Raw genomic sequence first — 17,098 nt, 5'->3', positions numbered from 1 at the left:
GGGCGTCCGTTTCGCTTTTCATCATCCGTGGTTACTGATTGACGTCGCACCGGCTGACCATCCGCCAGTCGCGGGGCAATTCCCGCACTTCGCCGGCCAGCGTGATTTTGCCACGCGCCTGAATATCCCTGCTCGACGACCCTACCTGTACCTCGACAAAACCCGGTTCGACGATACGCTTACCGGCGTTACTGGTGAAATTGAGCATATCGGTGGGGATGCTGAAACTGAGCGTTGCCGTTTGCCCGGCGTCCAGTTCAACGCGTTCGAAAGCTTTCAGTTCCTGCACCGGACGCACCAGTGATGCCACGCAGTCGCGCAGATAAACCTGCACCACTTCGCTGCCCGCTTGCTTACCGGTATTGGTCACTTGTATCTGCACCTCAATGTCGCCATTTTCGATGGCGACAGGATGCTGACTGAGCTGAAAATCATGATAACGGAACGTGGTGCCGCTCAGTCCGTAACCAAACGGATATTTTGCACCAAAGTGGAATGCAACCGGCGTGCCGCCACTTTTCAGCTTGTGATTGTAATAATAGGGCATTGCACCGGCGCTTTTCGGCACGGAAAGCACCAGCCTTCCGGACGGAGCCTCTTTGCCGCTGAGGATGTCGCTGATGGCGGATCCACCTTCCTGACCGGGGGCAAACGCCATAAGATATCCTGCGACTTTTTCTTCCAGTCCGCCGAGCGAATACGGCCGCCCGCCGGTCATCACCACAACGGTCGGTTTGCCGGTGGCGATGACCTCTTCCAGCAACTGTTGCTGAACGCCAGGCAATTTCAGGCTGTCAGTATCAGAACCTTCTCCTACTGTGCCGCTCTGGAACAATCCGGCCAGATCGCCGACAAATACCAGTGCGACGTCACTCTCCTGCGCCAGTTTAACCGCCTGCGGAATAAGTGCGGTGCTTTGTGAGACCGGTGAGCTTTGCATCGGGGTTCCTGCATCGCCGGGGAATACCGGCGCACCGGCGGTGCGTTTTTCGAGAATATGGCATCCTTTGGCATAACGGATATTTTGTTCACCGTAAGCGTCGTGCAAAGCCTGTAACGGCGTGATGACCTGTTCTGTCTGCGCTTGCATTTCGCTGATGATCAGATGCACCGGGAAGCTGTAACCGCTGAGTAAGGCCAGCGGATCATCTGCCGTCGGGCCTATTACCGCAATTTTCTGGCCAGATGTCGGTTTCAGCGGCAGGATGCCATTATTTTCCAGTAAGGTGATGGATCGCACAGCCGCCTTCCGGGCCAGTGCCCGGGTGGCAGGTTGCTGCAGTTGCGGCTGAAGTTCGCTGACATAAGGTTGTTCAAACAGCCCGAGACGGAATTTTTCGGTCAGTATGCGGGCAACAATTTCGTCAATCTTCACCATATCAATCAGGCCACGTGAAACGGCATCTGCCAGATGCTGCGCGCAGTCTCCTTTCGGTAATTCAATATCCAGACCCGCATTAAACGATAAAGCGGCAGACTCGGCATCGTCATGGCTGACGCCGTGATGCTGATGCAGCAGACTGACGCCGCCGTAATCGGCAACAATCAGGCCGTCGAATCCCCATTGTTCACGCAAAATTTCGGTCAGCAGGAAATGATCGCTGTGGCACGGCTGTCCATCGATATCGTGATAAGCCGGCATGACGGAACCGGCATTTGCCAGTTTCACCGCCATCTCAAAGGGCAGCAGAAACGTGTCATTCAATTCGCGAAACCCCAGATGTACAGGCGCATGGTTACGCGCGCCTTCGCTGAAAGAGTGCCCGACGTAATGTTTCAGCGTTGCCAGCAGGTCACGCTTTTCACCCTGTAAGCCGCGTACATAAGCCGTTGCCATCACGCCGACCAGATACGGGTCTTCACCAAAGGTTTCTTCGGTACGTCCCCAGCGCACATCGCGTGACACATCCAGCACCGGCGCCAGCCCCTGATGACAACCTACGCTTTGCGCTTCCTCACGGATAGCGGCGGCAATCTGCTCCATTAATTGCGGATCCCAGGTTGAGGCATAGCACAGGGATGAGGGAAACAACGTGGCATCTTTACACAGCAGACCCACCAGACATTCCTCGTGGAACATCGCCGGGATGCCCAGCCTCGTTTCTTCCACCAGAGTTTTTTGCAGCCGGTTCAGCGCTTGTCTGCCTTCAGCCGGGCTCACCACGTGGGTGCCAAGCGGGCGGGTAATTTGCCCGGCACCCAGTGCCAGTTGCTGTTCCAGTCCCTGACTCTGTTTATGCCCGGCAAAGTCATCGCTCAGGTCGGTACGTTCTTTGTGATTGCCGTGGCTGTCGAGGATCAGCCAGAACGCATGCATCTGGGCGAATTTTTCCTCCGGCGTCATACGGGCCAGAAGATCGGCGACGCGGCTGGATACGGGTTGGGAAGCATCCTGATAAAGATAAGTCATCTTGCATCTCCTTGATTAATCAAAGGCCGGGAACCGCTGAGCACGGGTTCCTCTGCGCCTGCGAAAGAACGTCGCGTTGCGAGGGAGGAGGCGATAGTTTGCATTGTGCGGTTGTTGAGTTTGTAGATGAAAAGCAGGGCGGCCATCAGCAGGAATAGCGCACACGGCACCAGTGTGAACAGTGAATTAATGGTTAACATTACCGGCGCACTTTGCGTGGCACCGTTCGGCAGGTAACCGACCATACCGAGCACCCAGCCGACAATAGCTCCACCCAGTGCCAGCCCGAATTTAATGGCAAACAGCGCCGTGGAGAATACCAGCCCGTCAAGCCGCCGGCCGGTGCGGGATTCTTCATGATCTACGACGTCTGAGAACATTGTCCATTGCAACGGCGTGGTGAGGTTTTGGATAAAACTGAACACCAGATTGAGGGCGAAAATAAGGCCAATGGACGGCGAAGGAACAAAGAAAATAGCCGCGTTGCAGATCACAAAGGTCAGGATTGTCCATTGATAGGATTTAATCCGGTCGAATTTACCTAATAATTTCTCAGACAGTAAGGCACCCAATAATGAGGCGATCATACCGAAAACAATAAAATTAAATACCAGATCCGGACGGGCCAGCACATATTTCACGTAATACAGCGTGGCGGAACCCCGGATAACCACGGCGCACAGCAGCAAAATATTAAAAATAAAAACAATGCGCCATTGTGAGTTATTCCACAGCAATTTCAGGTCGCTCAGCATTGAACCGGACGTATCATTACGTGGCTGATAACGTTCCCGCGTCAGCCCGAAACAACAGAAAAATAATACGATACCTAGCAGTCCCATCAGGCTCATGGCATAGAAGTAGCCTTTCTGCGGATTACCGGCACCGAGTTTTTCCACCAGTGGCAGGGCGATCACCGTGACCACCAGGCCGCCGATAAATGACAACCCGAAGCGCCACGATTGCAGTGAATGGCGTTCGCGTGGATCGAGCGTTAACGCCCCCGGCATCGCACAATACGGCACATTGATGGCGGAATATACCAGGCTTAGTAAAGTATAAGTCACTGCTGCATAAATAATTTTACCGGTTGGCGATATATCAGGCACATAAAATGTGATCAGGCAACAGACACCAAACGGGATCGCAAACCACAGCAGCCACGGGCGGAATTTCCCGTAGCGCGTCGTGGTGCGGTCAACCAGCGCGCCGATGCAGGGATCGACACAGGCGTCCACGGCACGAACCACTAAAAATAGCGTGCCCATAATCGCGGCGGGTAAACCAAAAACATCCGTATAGAAATAAGCGAGAAACAAGGTCGCTGTTTGCCAGACCAGCGCACTGGCCATATCGCCGAGTCCGTAGCCAATCTTATCTTTCACTGAAAGAACCGGAGTGATCATCATTATTTGTTACCTGCTTTCTGTAGGGAGAGATAACCGACGGAAAATAATTATTAATGTCTTTAACGAAAGAAAGATAAATAACCTGAGGAAGTCAATTGATGCCAAAAGTATTGTGAATAGAACCAAGGTAAACAATTGAGGAAACGAATATACAAATTACGTTTTTTGATTTTGTTTTTTATTTGTGAACGGGATCAAACTGATCATTGCCACCGGAGGCATGAAAGGCGGTATATGTCTGACAAAACCGCCGCAGGACATGATTGTGCCGGAGATTACCGCCGGTGAACGGGCTGAGACGATGGTTTTATAAAGCTTCCCGCCAGCGGAAATAACCGGTTACCGCTTTTAATGCGGCGGATAACTGGCGGTGGCCGGGGTAGTAGAGAAAGAATCCGGGAAAAGTGACCGACCAGTCTTCAAGTACCCGGATCAGCTTACTTTCTGCCACCAGCGCATCATGTTCTGCACTCTGTGCGCTGTAAACCAGCCCGGCGCCGTCGAGTGCAATGCGGGTCATCATGCTGACGCTGTCGACCACCAGTGGCCCCCTGACGGGCACAGCCACCTGTCGCCCGTCTTTTTCAAACTCCCAGCGATAGAGCGAACCGCTGGCAATTTCCCGACGACCAATGCAGGCATGATTTTTCAAATCGGCAGGCGTTCGGGGTTGCGGATGTCGTGCGAAATAATCCGGCGAACCGTACACCGCAGAGTGAAAATCGGCAGTCAGGCGTACAGCATTCATGTCTTGCTGAACATCGCCCCGGATGCGCACTCCCGCATCAAAACCCTCACTGATGATGTCCACAAAACCGTCATTGGTGGCAAGTTCGAGCGTGATATCCGGAAACTGCTGACAAAATTCACGCAACTGTGGCAGGAAAACCATTTCGGCGGCGATGCGCGGCGTATTAATGCGCACCGTGCCTTTCGGTATTTCCCTGAAAGCATTGACATTTTCCACCGCGCCGGAGATGGCCAACAATGCCGGAGCGATGTCCGCCAGCAGGGCGATACCCGCTTCGGTTGGCGACACCTGCCGCGTGGTGCGGTTCAGCAACCGTACACCCAGACGCTCTTCCAGGGACCGTAAGGAATGACTCAGCGTTGAAGCCGTTAAATTCAGCCGCGCCGCAGCTTTGCGGAAACTCTTCTCTTCCGCTATGGCGACAAAAGCGGTCAGTTCTCCAAATTCGCAGGGGCGCATGAGTTTCCTGTTGATGAATGTGAGCCAGTAAAGCATGCGATATAGCATGGCTTATTTACATCAATCAATCCACTTATAGTCAGGTCTCGGTACGGAACATTCATCCACGGGAGAAAACATGTCTCAGATATTACGGTTAAAGGGTCGGGTTGCGCTGGTCACCGGCGGCGGTTCAGGCATCGGGCGGGCGGCTGCACTGGCATTTTCACGCGATGGGGCGAACGTCGTGGTGGCAGGCAGACGGGAAACAGAACTGCAGGAAACGGTGATGATGATCCGCGAACGCGGCGGTGATGCTCTGGCGGTGCCGACCGATGTGTCAGACAGCGCACAGGTCCGGCATCTTATTGCCGCGACGCTGGCACAGTACGGGCGGCTGGACGCCGCGTTTAATAACGCGGGTGTGGAAGGCTTTGCGCCGGTCAGTGACATGACAGAAGCAGAATTTGACCGGGTGATTGCCACTAATCTGAAAGGCGTCTGGCTGTCAGTGAAATATCAGCTGGAAGCCATGACCGCCGCAGGGCGTGGCGGCGCGATTGTGAATACCTCTTCCTGGCTGGCGCACGGAGCAAGTATTGGCTCTGCGGCGTATTCCGCCAGCAAAGGCGGACTTGACGCGATGATCCGCGCTATAGCACTGGAAACCGGTGCGCAGAATATCCGCATCAATAACGTTAATCCCGGCATTATCGATACCCCCATGGCGCGGCGGCTGGGAGCCAATGAAGAAACGCTGATCCCTTTTGTGCGGCTGACCCCGGCGGGGCGCGTGGGCCAACCGGCAGATGTCGGCGACGTGGTGGCGTGGCTGTGCAGCGATGAAGCGAGGTTTGTGACCGGTCAGAATCTGCTGGTGGATGGTGGATTCACGGTGGCGGGGTTGCGCTAGTTAAGACGAAAAGAGACGGAGGCTCAGGGACGGGCGTCTGTCTGCATAAAATCTGAAGCCGATCACAATTTCATCATCCGGCAGATATTACGACTTGTTTCTGTTTACGATTCGCCAGAGAATCCGGTTCAGAAAGCAGGATTGTTACTGTCTGACAGGCAAAACCTAAATTTCTCATTTCTTTGTGTATCGCAAAGAATCGGGAAATTTAGGTTTTTTTTTGGCCTGAATTCAGGGGCCGGCCGCCCCTTTGAAACACAACGGCAATGTCGTGCACGACGCCATTACTCTGATGAGATGACACTATGGAATACAGAACATTAGCCGATGAAATTCTCCGCGGAGTGGGCGGAAAGGACAACGTTAACAGTGTGGTGCATTGCGCCACCCGCTTACGTTTTAAACTCAAAGACACCCGTAAAGCCGATGCAGCCGGGCTGAAAGAAAATCCGGGCGTAATCATGGTGGTCGAGAGCGGCGGTCAGTTTCAGGTGGTGATCGGCAACCACGTCGGTGCGGTGTATGACGCGCTGGTGAAAGGCAGCGCGCTTTCCGACAGCGGTGACGACGACACCGGCGAAAAAGACAGTTTGTTTGCAAGAGCCATCGATGTCATCTCAGGCATCTTCACGCCGTTTATTGGCATTATGGCCGCATCAGGGATCCTGAAAGGTTTTCTGGCACTGGCGCTGGCCTGCGGCTGGATGGTGCCGGAAAGCGGGACCTATAAAGTCTGGTTCGCCGCCAGCGACGCTATGTTCTATTTCTTCCCGCTGGTGATCGGTTATACCGCCGGTAAAAAATTCGGCGGTAACCCGTTTGTGACCATGATGATTGGCGGCGCGATGGTGCATCCGCTGATGATTGCCGCCTTTAATGCACAGCAGCCTGGCGCACAGGGTGAGCATTTCTTCGGCATCCCGCTGGTCTTTATCAATTATACCTCTTCGGTTATCCCGGTGATCCTGGCCGCGTGGGCATCAAGCTGGCTGGAAAAGCGGGCAATGAAAATTTTGCCCGGCGCGCTGCGTAACTTTATTACACCATTGATCTGCCTGATGGTGATTGTGCCGCTGACATTCCTGGTTATCGGTCCGGTGGCGACCTGGGCCAGTCAGCAACTGGCCAATGGCTACCAGTTTGTTTATCACGTCAGCCCGATGGTCGCGGGTGCCTTTATGGGTGCGCTGTGGCAGGTGTGTGTGATCTTCGGTCTGCACTGGGGGCTGGTGCCGCTGATGATCAACAACTTCAGCGTGCTCGGCCATGACACCATGCTTCCGCTGTTACTACCTGCGGTGATGGGGCAGGTCGGTGCGGTCGCTGGTGTGATGCTGCGCACCAAAGATGCCCGTACCAAAGCGCTGGCAGGGTCGGCGATCAGCGCCGGGATTTTCGGTATTACTGAACCGGCGGTCTATGGCATCACCTTGCCGCATCGCCGTCCGTTCATTTTCGGCTGCATCGGCGGGGCGCTGGGCGCGGCGATCCTCGGCTATTTCCAGACGACTGCCTACTCCTTCGGTTTCCCCAGTATTTTCACCTTCACCCAAATTATTCCGCCGGCAGGGTTTAATAACACGGTGACGGCGGCGATTGCCGGCACCCTGATTGCCATACTGTTTGCCGCACTGGCGACTTATTTCTTCGGGATGAAAGAAGAAGCGGTCGCACCGGCAGTCAGCGAAAAGGCCAAAGCGGAAGCCATCCAGGCACCGCGTGGCAAAACGCTGGTCGCCAGCCCGATGAGCGGTCCGTGTATCGCGCTCGATACTGTGAAAGATCCGACATTTGCCAGCGGGTTGCTGGGTAAAGGTGTGGCCATTGTGCCTGTCAGCGGAAGAGTCGTGTCACCGGTGGATGGCACGGTGGTTTCACTGTTCAAAACCCATCACGCCATCGGAATTGAATCGGAAAGCGGCGCAGAAATTTTGATCCACGTCGGCATCGACACCGTGAAACTCGACGGCAAATTCTTTACGCCACACGTTGCTGTCGATGCGGTGGTGAAACAGGGTGATCTGCTTCTGGAATTCGATTTGCAGGGCATTACGGATGCGGGTTATGACCTGACTACCCCAGTGATTGTCACCAACAGCGATGATTATCTTGACGTCATTCCGGCCGGTGTCGGACAGGATGCCCGCGAACAGACCCCTTTACTGACTTTATTACGCTAACGAACAGAGCCTGGAGGTTCATATGAACAAACAATTCCCAAACGGATTCTTATGGGGCGGAGCCGTCGCAGCCAATCAGGTGGAGGGGGCATACCTGACAGACGGTAAAGGTTTATCCACATCAGATCTACAACCGCAAGGGGTTTTCGGCCCGGTGCAGGAACGTACGGAAGGGGATTTCGGCGTGAAAGATGTCGCCATCGACTTCTATCACCGTTATCCGCAGGACATGAAATTGTTCGCCGAAATGGGCTTTACCGTGCTGCGTACCTCAATCGCCTGGACGCGTATCTTCCCGCAGGGTGATGAATCACAGCCGAATGAAGCGGGTCTGGCATTCTACGACCGCCTGTTTGATGAAATGGCAAAATACGGTATTACACCGCTGGTGACGCTTTCTCACTACGAAATGCCGTACGGCCTCGTGAAGAAACATGGTGGCTGGGGCAGTCGCGACACCATCGGTTTCTTTGAAAATTACGCCCGAACCGTGTTCACCCGCTATAAAGATAAAGTGAAGCACTGGCTGACCTTTAACGAGATCAATATGTCGCTGCATGCGCCATTCACCGGCGTGGGACTGCCGGAAGACAGCAGCAAGCAGGAAGTTTATCAGGCCATCCACCATCAGCTGGTTGCCAGTGCCAAAGCGGTTAAAGCCTGTCACGAGATTATTCCTGACGGTAAAATCGGTAATATGTTGCTCGGGGGCATGCTGTATCCGCTGACCTGCAAACCGGCCGATATGATGGAAACGTTGCAGCAAAACCGCGACTGGTTATTCTTCGGCGATGTTCAGGTACGGGGTGCCTATCCGGCTTATATGCAGCGTTTCTTTAAAGATCGTGGCATGGACATTACTATTACGGCGGAAGATAAAGCGGCGTTAAAAGAAACCGTTGATTTTATCTCATTCAGTTATTACATGACCGGTTGTGTCACCACGGATGAAGAGCAAAATATTAAAGCGCGTGCCAATATATTAAATATGGTGCCGAACCCGCATCTGCAAAGTTCCGAATGGGGATGGCAGATTGACCCGGAGGGTTTGCGCTTCTTAATGAACGAGCTTTATGACCGTTATCAGAAACCGTTATTTATTGTCGAGAACGGTTTGGGCGCGCGCGATAAAGTTGAAGCTGACGGCAGCATTCATGATGATTACCGCATTCAGTACATCAATGACCACCTGGTTCAGGTGCGTGAAGCCATTGAAGATGGCGTGGAAGTCATGGGCTATACCAGCTGGGGGCCGATTGATCTGGTCAGTGCCTCGAAAGCGGAATTCTCCAAACGCTACGGTTATATCTATGTTGACCGTGATGATCAGGGTAATGGCACGCTGGAGCGCCGCCGTAAGAAAAGCTTCTTCTGGTATCAGGAAGTGATTAGTTCAAACGGCGCATCTTTAAAATCCTGATCTGATTTTTGCCATTAATAATAGATAACCCTGCGGCTTATAAATTATAAGCCGCCTGTTCGCTCTGTATTAAAAATAACAATAATGATCATTTAAAATAATCAGACGGAAATATAATAATGACACTTTCTCTGACTTCTCCGACACCTCAATATAAAGAAAATAATAAAATAAAGCATCTGCTGAAATATGGATTTTGGGTATTGTGTTTCTCTGCACTACATAATCATGCTGCCCAGGCCGCCGGTAACTGGAACGGTACCGTGCTTGGTTTTGAAGCGCCGGGCGAGGGCATGTTCGGCGATATGCTGGGTATCCGTCCGATCATCGAAGACCACGGTTTCCATTATCAGCTCGGTTATCTGAGTGAATCCTCTTACAACGCTGGTGGCGGTTACAACCATGATAAACATCTGGCGTATATCGATCAGTTCTCGCTGACTTTTACGCAGGATCTGGAAATGTACACCGGCATTCCCGACGCGGCCATCGAAGGGAACATTGTTAACCGTAACCACAACGATAATCTGACCACAGAACGTACACAGGATCCGCGCGTCGGATTTAACGACCTTGCGCAGGAGAGCTGGGGCGGACAGTCCATAACCCGTCTGGGCTGGCTGACCTTTGGCCGTAGTTTCGATGATCGCAAACTGCACTGGCGCATCGGCATGATGAACAAAAATCAGGACTTCGACCAGATAATCACCTGTGATTTTCAGTTGCTGAGCCAGTGCGGCGGTAAATCCGCCAACTCGATGACCTGGTACAACTGGAATAAACATTACTGGGGCACCACGGTTCAGTACAAACTGACATCGGAACTGACGCTGAAAACCGGCATCATGGAACAGAACCCGGACGCGTCGGATCGTAAATACGCCTGGAGCGGCTCCCTGAAAGGCGCCCGCGGTATCCTGCTGCCGATGGAAGCGGAACTGAAAACCAAGGTGAATGGTTTGCCGGGTATTTATAACTTCGGCCTGCTGTATACCAATTCGCCGCAAACCGATTTGTCGCAGGGGAAAACGCAAAGTGTCGGTGCAACGGATCCGCAAGGTTACCGCAAACACAGCAGCACCTGGTTTATGTATACCGGCTTCAACCAGCAGATCACTCAGCGCGGTGATGATCCGAACCGTGGCATGAGCGTGTCATACAGCCTGGGAGTAGGCGACCAGCGCAGTAATACCATTCATTACACGCAGGCAGTTTCCCTGCGCTATCGCGGGTTGTTTGATGCGCGTCCGGAAGACTGGCTGGGCCTGGGTGTGACACATATTCAGATGAGTAACCATTACCGTCAGAATCAGGAAAACCTGAATACTCTTTATCAGGTCGATGATTACGGCAATCCGCTGTATACGCCGCTGTCAGGCCGTTCCGTCAACGCCGATCTGTATTATCAGATCAAAGTGCGTTCATGGCTGATTTTGCAACCGGATTTGCAATACTGGTACCGGCCGGGCGGGGTGAAGGAAACGCAGGATGCCTGGGTGACCGGACTTAAGGCCATCGTCACGTTCTGAGTACAAAATTTACGCCTGACTGCGGATCGGATCTGGTAAAATTAACAGGCAGATCCGCAGACTGCGGCAGACAAAACCTGATCATCCGTACGGACGATTGGGTTTTTCTTTTCAGGGAGTCACAATGAAAATCGCCAAAATACTCAATAATAATGTGGTGGTTGTCGTCAACGAACAGCAGCGCGAACAGGTCGTTATGGGACGCGGGCTGGCGTTTATGAAGAAAGCCGGGGATGAACTGGATGACAGCAAAATCGAGAAAGTCTTCGCCCTGCAGAATGACGAACTGGTCGCACATCTGACGGAGCTGTTGTCGCATATTCCGATGGAAGTGATGACGACCTGCGATCAGATTATTTCACTGGCTCGCGGGCGGCTGGGGAAACTTCAGGAAAACCTGTATATCGCACTCACCGACCATTGCAATTTTGCCATTGAACGGCAGAAGAAGGGAGTGCCTATCAGTAATGCCTTATTATGGGAAACCCGCCGTCTCTACCCGAAAGAATATGCCCTCGGGCTGGAAGCGCTGGAGATCATCGACACCCGTCTCGGCGTACGGCTGCCAGTAGATGAAGCGGGTTTTATTGCCCTGCATCTGGTCAACGCACAACTTAACGGTGAAATGCCGGAAGTGGCGCAGATCACCCGTGTGATGCAGGAAATCCTCAATCTGGTGAAATACCAGCTGCGTATCGAATATGACGAAGAAGCACTGAGCTACCAGCGTTTCGTCACCCATCTTAAATTCTTCGCCCAGCGCATGCTCAGCCGCACGGTGGTGGCCGACGACGACATGACCCTGCATGTGGCGGTGAAAGAGAATTATCCGCAGGCGTGGTTGTGCGCGGAAAAAATCGCCGATTACCTGGCCGCGCAATATCAGCGCGAACTGACCACGGAAGAAATTATGTATCTCTCCATTAATATCGAACGGGTGAGAAAAGAGAGTCTGCCGAAATAATCGTCCTGACCGCACGCAGACGCAAAATTTGCATCGCGAAATATGACTGTTCACAATTTTTTATGACGGTTTTTTTTGCCACGGTTAGTGAGAACAGGTAGCATCCTTCGCCGTTATTGCACCAAAACAGTTCCGGCTAAAAAAACTACAGTGGGTAAACCCCATAAACGGCGAGGCTTGCAATCGTTTGCTTGCAGCACCCGGCGTCAGGTGAAGGTTATTTTGGAGAACAACTCATAATGAAGTCTCATAAGAAAACGGCAGAGGCGAAGCACGCGGCTAAACGGCGCTGGCTGGATTCCCACGATCACGGTTATCACAAGAGTATGGGCAACCGTCAGGTTCAGATGATTGCCATTGGTGGTTCTATCGGTACCGGTCTGTTTCTCGGCGCGGGGGCGCGTTTACAGATGGCAGGCCCGGCACTCGCTATCGTGTATGCGGTGTGTGGTATTTTTTCATTCTTTATTTTGCGTGCACTGGGCGAACTGGTTTTACACCGTCCGACCAGCGGCAGCTTCGTATCCTATGCCCGTGAGTTTCTGGGTGAAAAAGCTTCTTATGTAGCAGGCTGGATGTACTTCCTGAACTGGGCGATGACCGGCATTGTCGACATCACCGCAGTGGCTCTGTACATGCACTACTGGGGAACCTTCGGTGATGTTCCGCAATGGATGTTTGCGTTGGGCGCACTGGCGATTGTCGCCACCATGAACATGATTGGCGTGAAATGGTTTGCTGAGATGGAATTCTGGTTTGCGCTGATCAAAGTGGCCGCGATCGCTATCTTCCTGGTGGTTGGTGTGGTGTTCCTCGGCACCGGCAAACAACTGGACGGTAACGCCACCGGCCTGCATCTGATCACCGACAACGGCGGTATTTTCCCGCACGGGCTGTTGCCGGCGCTGGTTCTGGTGCAGGGCGTGGTCTTTGCATTCGCAGCCATCGAACTGGTCGGTACCGCGGCGGGCGAAACTAAAGATCCTGAGAAAGTGCTGCCGAAAGCCATTAACAGCGTTATCTGGCGTATTGCCTTGTTCTACGTCGGCTCCGTGGTGCTGCTGGTTCTGCTGCTGCCATGGAATGCGTATCAGGCGGGGCAAAGTCCGTTTGTTACCTTCTTTAGTAAGCTGGGCGTGCCTTACATCGGTACTATCATGAATATCGTGGTGCTGACGGCGGCGCTTTCGAGCCTGAACTCCGGACTGTATTCCACCGGTCGTATTCTGCGTTCCCTGTCGATGGGCGGCTCAGCACCGAAATTCATGTCTAAGATGAGTGCGCAGCAGGTGCCGTACGCCGGTATTCTGGTGACTGTCGGCATCTACATTGTTGGTGTTATTCTCAACTACTACGTGCCTTCACAGGTGTTTGAGATCGTCCTGAACGTCGCCTCACTCGGCATCCTCAGTTCATGGGCTTTCATCATTGTCTGTCAGATGAAACTGCGTACTGCCATCAAAGAAGGCCGTGCAAAAGACGTGTCTTTCAAGATGCCGTGGGCACCGGTAACCTCATGGCTGACGCTGGCGTTCCTGGCGGGCGTGCTGATCCTGATGGCCTTTGACTACCCGAACGGCACCTACACGGTGGCGACCATCCCGGTGCTGATCCTCCTGCTGGTCCTGGGCTGGATTGGTCTGCGCAAACGTGCGGCTGAAGTGCATGCCGAACAGGCTGAGCAGGAAGAAGCGCATCAGGCAAGTCTTAACGCGAAATAATTCGTTTCGCAGATTTTCAGCAAAGGGCTGCCGTGAAGGTGGCCCTTTTTCATTCGTGCCCGGTAAAAAAATCCGAAACAGCCATAGTGCCTCTCTCCTTTGACTAGGCTTATTCTTTTATGATGAGAGGGGAGCAAATGTTGAAGATTTTTTTACACATATTCTCCAGCCCGGAAAAATTCCTCGGGCTGCTAAGTACCGCAGACAGGGAAAACACGCTGGAAGAAGGTGAGCGTATTCTGATTGATGAAAACGGTACGGCGTCAGTCAACCTGGCTAATCAGGAGATGCAGAAAGACTTTGCCCGTCACGTCAAACGTATGAGCGTACTGTAATGGCGACAGCGGTTTTCATGGTCTTAATGGTCTGCGGCTACTGGTACACCACCCGCGACATTTCATCGCGTTTCAAACTTAAACGCACCTTCGGCTGGGACGTCTATTTTTTGGTGGCTCTGTATGGCTGTATTTTTGTCCTGCAGGGGGTGCTGGTCATCGCGCTGGTGTATCTGGTGCTGTGGGGGATTTCTGACGTCATCAACTGGCTGCCCGCTTTGGCGCATCAGCAACAGGATGTGCACTACCATCGTGATTTCATCAACTGGAGCTTTTTAGGCATTCAGGCACCGGTGGTGATTATGCTTGCCGTTTCCGTGATGCTGTGCCTGGTGCGCACCACCTGGTCGCCGGGCTTACGCCTCAATACTGCCGGACGCAAACAACTGTACAAACAACTCACCCGCGCCAACGGCGTGGAAGGGCTGTTGTATCAGTGTATGGAAGAGGGCGATATGGTGTTTATCACGTTACAGTCGCGGCGCGTATATATCGGCATGGTACATACCGCAAAATGTGAAACGAGTTCATCAGACAACGTTGTGGTGATCCCGATGGTCAGCGGCTATCGCGATAAAGATACGCTGGAGCTGCGCGTCGAGCACAATTATGCCCGCTATTATCAGGAACATGGCATCACACCTGTGTCAGAACCGGTGAGTGTATTGAAATTTCGAAAGGTGATTTTACTGAGCCAGATAGAAACCCTGTCGCTGTTTGATCCCTCAAGCGCCTGCGCGTTTAAGAAACTTATTCCGCTGATTGAGGAAGAAATGGCCCGGAAAATTGGCGAGAAGGACGCCTGAAATAAGGCGTCCCGCAGGTATTACACGATAGTGAAGCTGAAATCACTCAGACCTTCGATGCCGCCGGTGATCACGTCACCGCGCACGACCGGTCCCACACCGGCTGGTGTACCGGTATAGATCAGATCACCAGGTTTGAGTTCCACCGCCTGAGACAGATAGCTGATAACGTCCGCCACCTGCCAGATCTGGTCGCTCAAATCACCGCGCTGACGTTTCTCACCGTTCACGTCGAGCCAGATTTTACCGGCCGCCGGATGACCTGTCTCACTCACCGGCAGCAGCGGATTCGCCGGTGCGGAAGCATCAAACCCTTTGGCGAAATCCCACGGACGCCCCAGTTTCTTGGCCTGTGCCTGAATATCGCGACGGGTCAAATCCACACCCACGGTGTAACCCCAGACGTGTGACAGTGCGTCTTCAGCGGCAATATTTTTACCGCCTTTTGCCATCGCGACGACCAGCTCCACTTCATAGTGCAGGTCTTCGGTCAGGGTCGGATAGGGCACATTGCCGCTGGCGGGAACCACGGCATCAGCCGGTTTGCCAAAGAAGAAAGGGGGTTCGCGATCAGGATCATGGCCCATTTCGCGGGCGTGCTCGGAATAGTTGCGCCCAACGCAATACACGCGGCGCAACGGGAAACGGGCGCTCTGGCCTTCGACGGCGAGAGACGGAACTTCAGGTGCAGCAATTACATATTCAGTCATCGCATTCACTTCACAAAGTTATCGAATTAACATATTTGCAAAGCGAATCCACATTGACCAGTAAATTTATGTTACTGGTCAATGTCTCACTGTCAGGCTTTGTAACGCGGTGCGGCATGAGCCTGCAGGAAGTTTGGCACCATCGCACCGCGCAGGGCATCAAAATCGTTCCACTGTTTTTCGTCCTGTAGTGGTGGAATGGTGATTTTTTCTTTGCGGTCAAAGCCCAGTAAGGCGGCATCCACCAGTTCACCCACTTCCATCACGCCCGGGACTTCATCGATATTTTTGCCAGAACGTTCCCAGATTTCTGTACGCGTTGCGGCAGGCAGCACCGCCTGAACGTACAGACCGCGTCCGGCCATTTCAAATTGCAGCGTCTGGCTGAAGGTCAGTACAAAGGCTTTGGTGGCGGAATACACCGCAGACTGTAATTCCGGTGCCAGCGCCATGACAGATGCAATATTGATAATTGCCCCGTCTTTGTGGCTGATCAGGCCGTCGAAGGCCACGCGGGAAAGACGTGCGACGGAGGTAACGTTCAGGGCGATCAGATTTTCGATGGCATTGGCGTCGCTGTTTTCAAAACCGGCTTTCAGCGAAGCGCCGGCATTATTCACCAGCAGGGAAATCTGCGGTGTAGCGCGGATAAATTCCTCAACGCGGGTTAAATCTTCGCTGCGGGTTAAATCGGCAGGCAGCACAGTGACGCTGACGCCGGTTTCCTGTTGCAGGCGGTCCGACAGCGCGTTCAGGCGTTGAACGTCACGGGCAACGAGGATTAAATCGTAACCACGTTTCGCCAGGCGATCGGCATAGGTTGCGCCAATGCCGGTGGATGCGCCGGTGATTAAGGCCAGGGGCTGAGAGCGAGTTGTATCTGACATGGTATAACCTCGGTGTTGAGTAATTGGTTTAATAATAAAACCAGATGATTTTTAGCACTAGTGGTTTTATAATGCAACCAGATTTTCTTAAATGCATTAAGCAGGAAGTGCCATGAAACGAACCCGTCTGGAAAACACGCCTTGTCCGGCTGGCCGTGCGCTGGATTTAATCGGCGACTGGTGGACATTGCTGATTGTCCGCGACGCGATGTACGGCATCTCGCGATTCAGCGAATTCCAGCGCAGTCTGGGGGCGGCGAAAAACATTCTCAGCACCCGGCTTAAGGCGCTGGTGGCAGAAGGCATTTTAAAGATTGAACCCGCTGCCGACGGCTCGGTGTATCAGGATTACGTACTGACCGAAAAAGGGCGGGCGCTGCAACCGGTGCTGGTCGCGCTGGGGCAGTGGGGAAGTGAATATTTGTTTGAAGAAGGCGAAGCCTGTACGCAACTGGTGGATATCGAAAACCGCCAGCCGCTGCGTAAGCTGGAAATCCATGCGCAGGACGGGCGGGTACTTGAGAGCCGGGATATTACGGCGATTATTCCTGAGATTTAAAATTTGAATTCGATCAGCTCCTCCCCTGTGAAGGGGAGGAGCTAAAAGCGAAACCCGCAATGACGC

The 17,098-nt window shown here is 53.1% G+C and carries 14 protein-coding genes; 9 read left to right on the top strand and 5 right to left on the bottom strand.

Features of this window, described 5'->3' with window-relative positions; translation table 11 throughout:
* Positions 1-31 precede the first annotated feature (31 nt).
* The 3 genes from J1781_RS09410 to J1781_RS09400 all read right to left on the bottom strand — a co-directional run bounded on the left by J1781_RS09410 (position 32) and on the right by J1781_RS09400 (position 5,029).
* Positions 32-2,410, bottom strand: a complete 2,379-nt coding sequence (locus J1781_RS09410) for a glycoside hydrolase family 3 N-terminal domain-containing protein (RefSeq protein ID WP_217233474.1) — start codon at positions 2,408-2,410, stop codon at positions 32-34.
* Entirely contained in the window at positions 2,407-3,819 is a 1,413-nt protein-coding gene (locus tag J1781_RS09405; protein ID WP_129991886.1) for an MFS transporter, read from the bottom strand. Before J1781_RS09405 ends, J1781_RS09410 begins: the two co-directional genes overlap by 4 nt.
* 307 nt (positions 3,820-4,126) lie before the next feature.
* Positions 4,127-5,029, bottom strand: coding sequence for a LysR family transcriptional regulator (locus J1781_RS09400; RefSeq protein WP_129952654.1), 903 nt, complete (start codon positions 5,027-5,029; stop codon positions 4,127-4,129).
* Positions 5,030-5,147: 118 nt separating this feature from the next.
* On the opposite strand from J1781_RS09400, the gene J1781_RS09395 reads away from it, so the two are divergent.
* From J1781_RS09395 to J1781_RS09360, 8 genes are all read left to right on the top strand, one after another.
* Positions 5,148-5,921: an SDR family NAD(P)-dependent oxidoreductase gene (locus J1781_RS09395; protein ID WP_129991884.1), complete on the top strand. Its 774-nt coding sequence runs from the start codon at positions 5,148-5,150 to the stop codon at positions 5,919-5,921.
* Positions 5,922-6,226: 305 nt separating this feature from the next.
* Positions 6,227-8,101, top strand: a complete 1,875-nt coding sequence (gene bglF, locus J1781_RS09390) for a PTS beta-glucoside transporter subunit IIABC (protein WP_129952656.1) — start codon at positions 6,227-6,229, stop codon at positions 8,099-8,101.
* A 22-nt stretch (positions 8,102-8,123) separates the two neighbouring features.
* Positions 8,124-9,521, top strand: coding sequence for a glycoside hydrolase family 1 protein (locus tag J1781_RS09385; protein WP_129991883.1), 1,398 nt, complete (start codon positions 8,124-8,126; stop codon positions 9,519-9,521).
* 293 nt (positions 9,522-9,814) lie between these two features.
* Positions 9,815-11,050, top strand: a complete 1,236-nt coding sequence (locus J1781_RS09380) for a carbohydrate porin (RefSeq protein WP_238483503.1) — start codon at positions 9,815-9,817, stop codon at positions 11,048-11,050.
* A gap of 124 nt (positions 11,051-11,174) precedes the next feature.
* Entirely contained in the window at positions 11,175-12,014 is an 840-nt protein-coding gene (bglG, locus tag J1781_RS09375; RefSeq protein ID WP_129952658.1) for a transcriptional antiterminator BglG, read from the top strand.
* Positions 12,015-12,253: 239 nt separating this feature from the next.
* Positions 12,254-13,735, top strand: a complete 1,482-nt coding sequence (gene ansP / locus J1781_RS09370; protein WP_129952659.1) for an L-asparagine permease — start codon at positions 12,254-12,256, stop codon at positions 13,733-13,735.
* A gap of 137 nt (positions 13,736-13,872) precedes the next feature.
* A complete protein-coding gene (locus tag J1781_RS09365) occupies positions 13,873-14,070 on the top strand; it encodes a hypothetical protein (RefSeq protein ID WP_217233472.1) in 198 nt (65 codons plus the stop codon).
* Positions 14,070-14,876 (top strand): hypothetical protein, encoded by an 807-nt coding sequence (locus J1781_RS09360; RefSeq protein ID WP_129952661.1) that lies wholly within the window; start codon positions 14,070-14,072, stop codon positions 14,874-14,876. The genes J1781_RS09365 and J1781_RS09360 overlap by 1 nt, the downstream gene beginning before the upstream one ends.
* A gap of 20 nt (positions 14,877-14,896) precedes the next feature.
* On the opposite strand, the gene J1781_RS09355 is transcribed toward J1781_RS09360, so the two are convergent.
* On the bottom strand, positions 14,897-15,586 hold the full coding sequence (locus J1781_RS09355) for a fumarylacetoacetate hydrolase family protein (protein WP_129952662.1): 690 nt from the start codon (positions 15,584-15,586) through the stop codon (positions 14,897-14,899).
* Between the two features lie 92 nt (positions 15,587-15,678).
* Complete coding sequence (locus J1781_RS09350) at positions 15,679-16,473, bottom strand: SDR family NAD(P)-dependent oxidoreductase (RefSeq protein ID WP_129991882.1); 795 nt, start codon at positions 16,471-16,473, stop codon at positions 15,679-15,681.
* Positions 16,474-16,585: 112 nt separating this feature from the next.
* Between J1781_RS09350 and J1781_RS09345 the strand changes: the two genes are divergently transcribed.
* Complete coding sequence (locus J1781_RS09345) at positions 16,586-17,032, top strand: winged helix-turn-helix transcriptional regulator (RefSeq protein WP_217233471.1); 447 nt, start codon at positions 16,586-16,588, stop codon at positions 17,030-17,032.
* The last annotated feature ends 66 nt before the right edge of the window (positions 17,033-17,098 follow it).

The sequence above is a fragment of the Rahnella perminowiae genome (assembly GCF_019049695.1).
GTDB classification, from domain to species: domain Bacteria; phylum Pseudomonadota; class Gammaproteobacteria; order Enterobacterales; family Enterobacteriaceae; genus Rahnella; species Rahnella perminowiae.
Note: the sequence above shows the minus strand (reverse complement) of the source record. Positions and strands in the feature narration are given on the sequence as shown.